4 protein-coding genes and 1 pseudogene are annotated in these 6481 nt (G+C 57.4%); all 5 read right to left on the bottom strand.

The annotated features are described in order from the left end of the window. Window position 1: 1 nt before the first annotated feature. Window positions 2-1273: a class I SAM-dependent methyltransferase gene (locus GOW98_RS21885; protein ID WP_170336058.1), complete on the bottom strand. Its 1272-nt coding sequence runs from the start codon at window positions 1271-1273 to the stop codon at window positions 2-4. A gap of 35 nt (window positions 1274-1308) precedes the next feature. Next, window positions 1309-2520, bottom strand: a complete 1212-nt coding sequence (locus GOW98_RS21890) for a class I SAM-dependent methyltransferase (protein ID WP_170336060.1) — start codon at window positions 2518-2520, stop codon at window positions 1309-1311. Next, window positions 2517-3752, bottom strand: a complete 1236-nt coding sequence (locus GOW98_RS21895; protein WP_170336063.1) for a class I SAM-dependent methyltransferase — start codon at window positions 3750-3752, stop codon at window positions 2517-2519. The genes GOW98_RS21890 and GOW98_RS21895 overlap by 4 nt, the downstream gene beginning before the upstream one ends. A 3-nt stretch (window positions 3753-3755) precedes the next feature. Further along, window positions 3756-4802 carry an NAD-dependent epimerase/dehydratase family protein gene (locus tag GOW98_RS21900; RefSeq protein ID WP_170336066.1) on the bottom strand — a complete coding sequence of 349 codons (1047 nt, stop codon included), beginning with the start codon at window positions 4800-4802 and terminating at the stop codon, window positions 3756-3758. 249 nt (window positions 4803-5051) lie between these two features. Further along, window positions 5052-6481, bottom strand: a pseudogene (locus GOW98_RS21905) (hypothetical protein); the annotation flags it as partial.

Here is a 6481-nt window from a genome sequence, read left to right on the forward strand (position 1 = left end):
CTCAGGCTCGCGCCCGGGTTTCCTGTGATGTCAGCACCGTGGCTTCGGGGACAAAAACCACCAGTTCGGCACCCCATTCGGCGGTATAGGAAAGCTGTTCGGCGATCTCGTCGCGGAAGTTCCAGGGCAGGATGACGATAACGTCCGGTTTGGTTTCAGCGATCTTGTCCGGATGGTGGATCGGAATCCGGGAACCGGGCAAATAGCGACCCTGTTTATAGGGGTTGCGGTCGACCGTATAAGAGATGAGGTCAGTTTTGATCCCGCAATAGTTCAGGAAAGTGTTGCCCTTGCCCGGCGCGCCATAGGCAGCGATCTGTTTACCAGCGCGTGCCGCGGCGATCAGATATTCCAGCGCCTTGCGTTTGGTTTCGCGGACCTGTTCGTCGAAAGAGGCATAGGTTTCCATCCGGTCCAGACCCGCAGCCAGTTCCCGGTTGCGGAAGGCAACAAGCCGGTCGGTCACCGGTTTGGTGTCGTCTTCCTCGTGGCGGCCAATGATGCGCAGTGACCCGCCATGGGTGGATACCTCTTCGATATCGAACAGCCGGATACCGTGATGGGCAAAGACCCGTTCCGCCGCAATCAGCGAGAAATAGCAGTAATGCTCGTGATAGACCTGATCGAACTGGTTGCCTTCCATGGTGGCCAGAAGATGCGGAAACTCGATTGTCATCACCGCACCGGGCTTCATCATGATCTTCAGCCCGGCCACGAAGTCATTCAGATCGGGCACCTGCGCCAACACGTTCTTACCCAGGATCAGATCGGCCTGCCGCCCTTGTGCGGCCAGCTTCTGGGCGGTTTCGACACCAAAGAACTCGACCTCGGTCGGAACACCCTTGTCGATGGCCACCTGGGCCACGTTTTCTGCGGGCTCCACCCCGTAACAGGGAATGCCCAGCGTCACGAAATGCTGCAACAGATAACCGTCATTGCTGGCCACCTCGACCACCTGACTGTCGGAACCCAGTCCGAAACGGTCTTTCATGTCGTGACAATAGCGGCGCGCATGTTCCACCCAGCTATCTGCATAGGATGAGAAATAGGCATACTCGGTAAAGATCTCCTCGGCCGGGACGAACTCGTCGAGCTGGGCGAGATAGCATTCGTGGCAAACGAAGGCATGGAGCGGATAGAACGGCTCCATCTTCGAATAGTTTTCTTCAGCGACATAGCTTTCGCACAGGGGCGACATGCCGAGATCGACCAGCGTATGCTTAAGGTGTGTGCCGCAAAACCGACAGGGGAAAGATCCGGTAGGAGCTGACATGCGGGGCCTCTCTTTTTACTTCAATGCGTTTCGTATCAGGAATTGATCAGTTCCGGCGCAAGCCCAAGCTCCGCCAATTGTGCCGTTATCTCGTTACGGTAGATAGGATTCATCAACACGACAACATCGGGCGGATCTTCCGTCAGCGCCTGTGGCGAAATGATCTGCTGGCCGGTTCCGGCCAGGTGCTTACCCTGTTTGTGTGGGTTGATGTCGACCACACGGGTGATCGTGTCACGGTCCCCCAGCATGTTGAGGAAACCAACCGCTTTGGCACCTGCCCCCCAGGCCACAGCCCGGCGACCTTCGGCACGCCATTGCGCCAGCCGGTCGCGCCAATCGGACATCTTGGCATTCTGTGTTTCGCCAAATGCAGCGACATCCGCCGCCAGCTGCCCGAGATTGCCGGTGTTGCTGCCCGGGTTGCCGGTGTTGCTGCCCGGGTTGCCGGTATCCGTTCTCGCAGCCCGTGCTTCGATTGTCAGAAACTGCTTTTCAAAGGTCTCTTCCACGCGCAGCACGTCAAAGCCGCAGACCGCAAAGGACCGGGTCAAGGATTCGACACTAAAATAGGAACAATGCTCATAAATCACGTCCCAAACCGAACCCTGCCGAATGATCAGATCGGTGTCCGGCACTTCGAAATAGATCACTGTACGATCCGGATCGGTGATCGATCGCCGGATCATCCGCAGGAAATCATTCGGGGCCGGGATGTGCTCATAGACAAAACGCGAGGCCAGCAGGTCGGCCTGCAGGCGGGCGTGTTCTTCGCCATAATAGTCATTCGACCAGGTGATACGGTCAGCGGCCGAGGTGTTGACCCGCTCACCCTCGTAGGATGGGTCAAAGCCGTACCCGGTATTACCCCCGGCCTCGCAGAGCATGGCCAGAAAATCGCCTTTGCCACAGCCGATATCGACCACGGTGCGCTGATGCAGCCCATAGGTGTCCACCAGACGGTCGACCAGTTTCTGCGAATAGTTTTGAAAGGTCGGCGAAAAATGCAGCGAGTTGTCGTATTGCTGATCGTATTCGATCCGGTCCGGATCGAAGGACACATTCCAGATAAATCCGCAATCGGGGCAGAAGGCCAGATCGATATCCCCCCGGCGGCAGGCGCGGGCGCTGTCAGCATCCGGCCATAGCACGCCGATCAGCACCGGCTGATCGGACAGTGAAAAGAAAAGCCTGGCATGGTTCCCGCCGCAAACCGGACAGGCAGGCACAGAAGGTGTGGCGGTCATTGCGTTGGCTCCATTTCCGGGGCGGTATCAGTTGTCAGGATTTCAGGGGACAGTTGCATGCTGGCGATCTGCGCGGCGATTTCGTCACGATAGATACTGTTCATCACGATCACGATGTCCGGGCGCTTTTCGGTCAGAATCTCGGGTGCCATGATGGGGGCGGCGCAGCCGGGCATGTAGTGCCCCTGCCGTGCCGGGTTGATATCGACGACGCACGAGACGATCCCCGGATCACCGATGGTGGTCAGAAAACCCACCGCCTTCGAACCGGACCCCCAAAGCGCCACGCGCTGTCCTGCGTCATGCCAGGCGGCAAAACGCTGCCGCCATCCGTCGATGCGCGACCGCGCGGTATCGCGGAACTCTGCAACCAGTTTTGTGGTCTCAGCCAAATCGTCGGCCAGTTCAGGCAGCGGTGACGGGCGATCCGATACTGCTGCTTCGATGATCAGGTATTGCTCACCATAAACCCGGCGCAGGTCGAGCACATCAAACCCCGCCAGCCGGAAGGCCCGCGCCAGAGATCCGGCGGTGAAATAGCTGGCATGCTCGTAATAGATGTCCCAGAACGCACCTTCGATCAGGATACGCCGCAGGTCCGGCACCTCGAAACCAAAGCGCAGGCGGCTACCATCCCCGGCGGCCTGCCGCATCAGAGCCAGAAAACCGGCGACATCGCCAATATGTTCCAGCGTGTGCCGGCAGATCAGAAAATCCGCGTCTACCGGTACGTGGGATTTGGTGAAGTTCTCAGCGTGAAAGGTCAGCCCGCCCGGTTCCGAACTGCGGCCCGGTACATAGGCCGGGTCATAGCCGGTACCGCTACAGCTGCCTTGGACGCAGATCAGGCGCAGGAAATCACCCTTGCCGCATCCAACCTCGATCAGATGCCCGCCGCCAAGGCCGAATCGCTCGATCCAGCCCTGCGCCAGATCCGCTACAAACGCATTGAATGTGGGCGAGCCGCCCTGTGCGTCTTCATACCCAGTGCCGTAATCGACCCGCGCCAGATCAAACCGGGCGTTGAAAGCCAACCCGCATTCGGGGCACCAGCACAGCGCCATGTCACCGGTCGGAAACCCGAGCGCAGTGACACGGTCCGGCAACAGCAACGTGCTCTGCACCGGAATGTCGGTCAGATCATAGAGAGGCCGTATATTCCCGGACTGGCCGCAGGACGGACAGGCTGTGCCCGGCGCTTCACCGCTCGTGGTGATATCTGCAGGTGTCACGGATCACCCCGCAGCAGCGCGGCGTTCCGTCCAGAATAGCTCGGCATCAAGCGCGCCGCTCTCCATATGGTCCTGAAGTGTTTTCAGGCGAGTGAAACGCGAGCCCTCGAAATCCGCCAGCTCCAGCCCGTTGTTCACATAGGCCTTGTGCAGTTCCTCAATACCCATCGGGACCGTCCATTGCGGGTCATAGCCCGGCAGCCCGGTTTCGATCTTCGAGAAATCCACCCGGTAGCAGCGCTTGTCGGGTCCGCCGCCCGGTTCATAAGCAATGCGGCTGCCCGGAACCAGTTGCTCGACATGCTCTGCAACGTCGCGCACCTGGTAGTTTTCGCTGGAGCGTCCAACATTCCAGGCGGTGTTGTGGATCAGGTCGCGCGGGGCCTCCAGCGTGGCAAGGAAGGCACGGCTGATATCCTCGATATGAACCAATGGTCGCCAGGGTGTACCGTCGCTTTTGATCAGAACCTCGCCTTGCAGGAATGCGTAACCGACCAGGCTGTTGACCATCAGATCCGCGCGCAGTTTGGGTGAGGCACCATAAGCGGTGGCATTGCGCAGGAAGACCGGCGAGAAACTGTCATCCGCCAGATCGGACAGGATCGCCTCGCTGCGGACCTTGGACTCACCATAGGGCGTAACCGGATTGAATTCGGCGCTTTCGTCCAGCACATCCTCGGGACTGGCAGCCCCGTAAATCGAGCAGGACGACGAGAATGCGAACCGTTCCACCCCAGCCGCCTTTGCCGCGCGGCCAAGGGTCAGCGTTGCATTCGCGTTGATGTCATAGGTGCATTGTGGATTGAGATTTCCCATCGGATCGTTCGACAAACCGGCAAGATGGATCACCGCGTCGAAACCTTCCATGTCGGCAGGCTCCACATCACGGATATCCTTGCGGATTACGGCGTCCGCTTCGGGCATCCCGGACATGTCGCAATGTTCGAAATAGTAACTGTCGAGCCCGGCCACATGATGCCCGCGCTCCTGCAGAAAGGGGATCAGAACCCCGCCAATATACCCGTTATGCCCGGTAACCAGAATGCGCAACTTGCCAACCTCCTAAATCAGCCTCTGGCCCAAACGACAACGCGTACCCGGCACCGTCGAACTCAGTGACCTTCAACAAAAACACTCACCCCGGCAAAGGTTATCGCCATGCAATTTTCCGGGTTTCCGGCATGTAACTGAAAGCGACAGCAAGGGTGAAATCCAATCAAAATCGTACATTCTGAATACAAGGGCGCAACCAGAATTCAACCTTTTTGTGAAAACCGTTCAAACCGTGGTCTCTGCGCCTCAGGCCAGCAAATCACCTTGGAAGAGGAAGTCGTCACTGGTTAGCGACAACCCGTACACACTATTGATCACACCGATCAATTCGTCCTCGTCCCCACCGGCCCCCAATAGCCAGATTGCGGTACCCGCAGGCAGGCCCGCAGCATCCTCGGTCAGAACATAATCCGTCGAGACTCCAGCCAGCTGAATTTGATCCGTTCCGGAAACAAAATCCCAAGCGTAGCCAAAATCGTTGACGCCATCAGTGCTGCCGTCGCCGTCATTGTAGTAGCTACCGTTAGAATCACCGAAGACAAAGACATCCGCGTCTTCGTGGCCAACCAGCACATCACGTTCCCCCAGCCCCGGCAGCGCCACATTGGGATCTGCACCAACCAGCAGATCCGTGCCATCGGTTCCCATAATGATGTCATCGCCTTCAATTTCGGCAAATGCAAGATCGTGGTAGGTGATGTCCCAATGGTGAGCAATCAGCGCGAAAGAGCCATTCAGGGGCTCCGTCATCACATCGGTACCCTCCATGAGCCACTCTACAGGCTCAGTGCTACCTTCTTCCCAAATTTTGAAGCGGTAGGTCCTGTTGATCAGGTCGGTCTGCTCCACCCGGATGGTCACGTTGTATGTTGCGCCTTCGGTAAAGCTGAAAGGCGCTGTGTCGAGATGCGGTGAACTCCAGTTCGGGTGATCGTGAAGCTCAAACCGATTGTTATTAATGTTGTAGAACGGCGAAACAATTGGGTTGTATCCAGCAAGTGGTTGCCAGCCCGAAATGGGATCATTTGTATGCCCGCCCCAGAGCATCCCAAATCCAAGACCAGCGCCATCTCTAAGTGTTCCGTTGTTAATGTCGTTGATCGTCAGAGACAGGTTAACCTCATAGTTGTCCCAGGACTGATCGCCAAATGTCAGAATCCGGTCATATCCAGGTTGCGTTGTTCGAACACCGTCTGCGGTGACCGTCCAGTCCCCGTCGACCACCTGAGTCACATCTTGCAGGTTCGTGACATTCGACCAGTCGACCACGTAATCAGCGGCCCAAGCTGTGCCGTCTTCATAGTCGATCGCGATGTCCCGGGTATAAACATCTCCATTTGAATAGGTCGCCGTTATGGTCACCACATCATCGACAGAGGAGCCATCCAGCGCAGCAAAGTCGAGGTCGATGTTGAAATCACCGTCTTCTTCAAGTCGGCGAGTATCAGGCCCGATAGAAAGTGTCTGTTCCGGACCGCCATTAAGGGAATAGCTCAACGACACCAGCCCTGCAGCATAGGCATTGCCCAGGATATTTACCCACTGCTGCGATGCACCCGGTGCACCAAAGGTCTGTGTATCCCCGTACCAAACATCAATTGGATCACGCACATCAAAGCTTACGGTTGCGGTATCTGTGTTAGTGCCGTCGGTGATGGTGTAGGTAAAGCTGTCCG

This window comes from Ruegeria arenilitoris (assembly GCF_013032445.1).
GTDB classification, from domain to species: domain Bacteria; phylum Pseudomonadota; class Alphaproteobacteria; order Rhodobacterales; family Rhodobacteraceae; genus Ruegeria; species Ruegeria arenilitoris_F.

Coding starts and splice junctions, on each gene's coding strand:
- GOW98_RS21885 (WP_170336058.1), bottom strand. CDS start 1,273: ATGTCAGCTCCTACCGGATCTTTCCCCTGTCGGTTTTGCGGCACACAC.
- GOW98_RS21890 (WP_170336060.1), bottom strand. CDS start 2,520: ATGACCGCCACACCTTCTGTGCCTGCCTGTCCGGTTTGCGGCGGGAAC.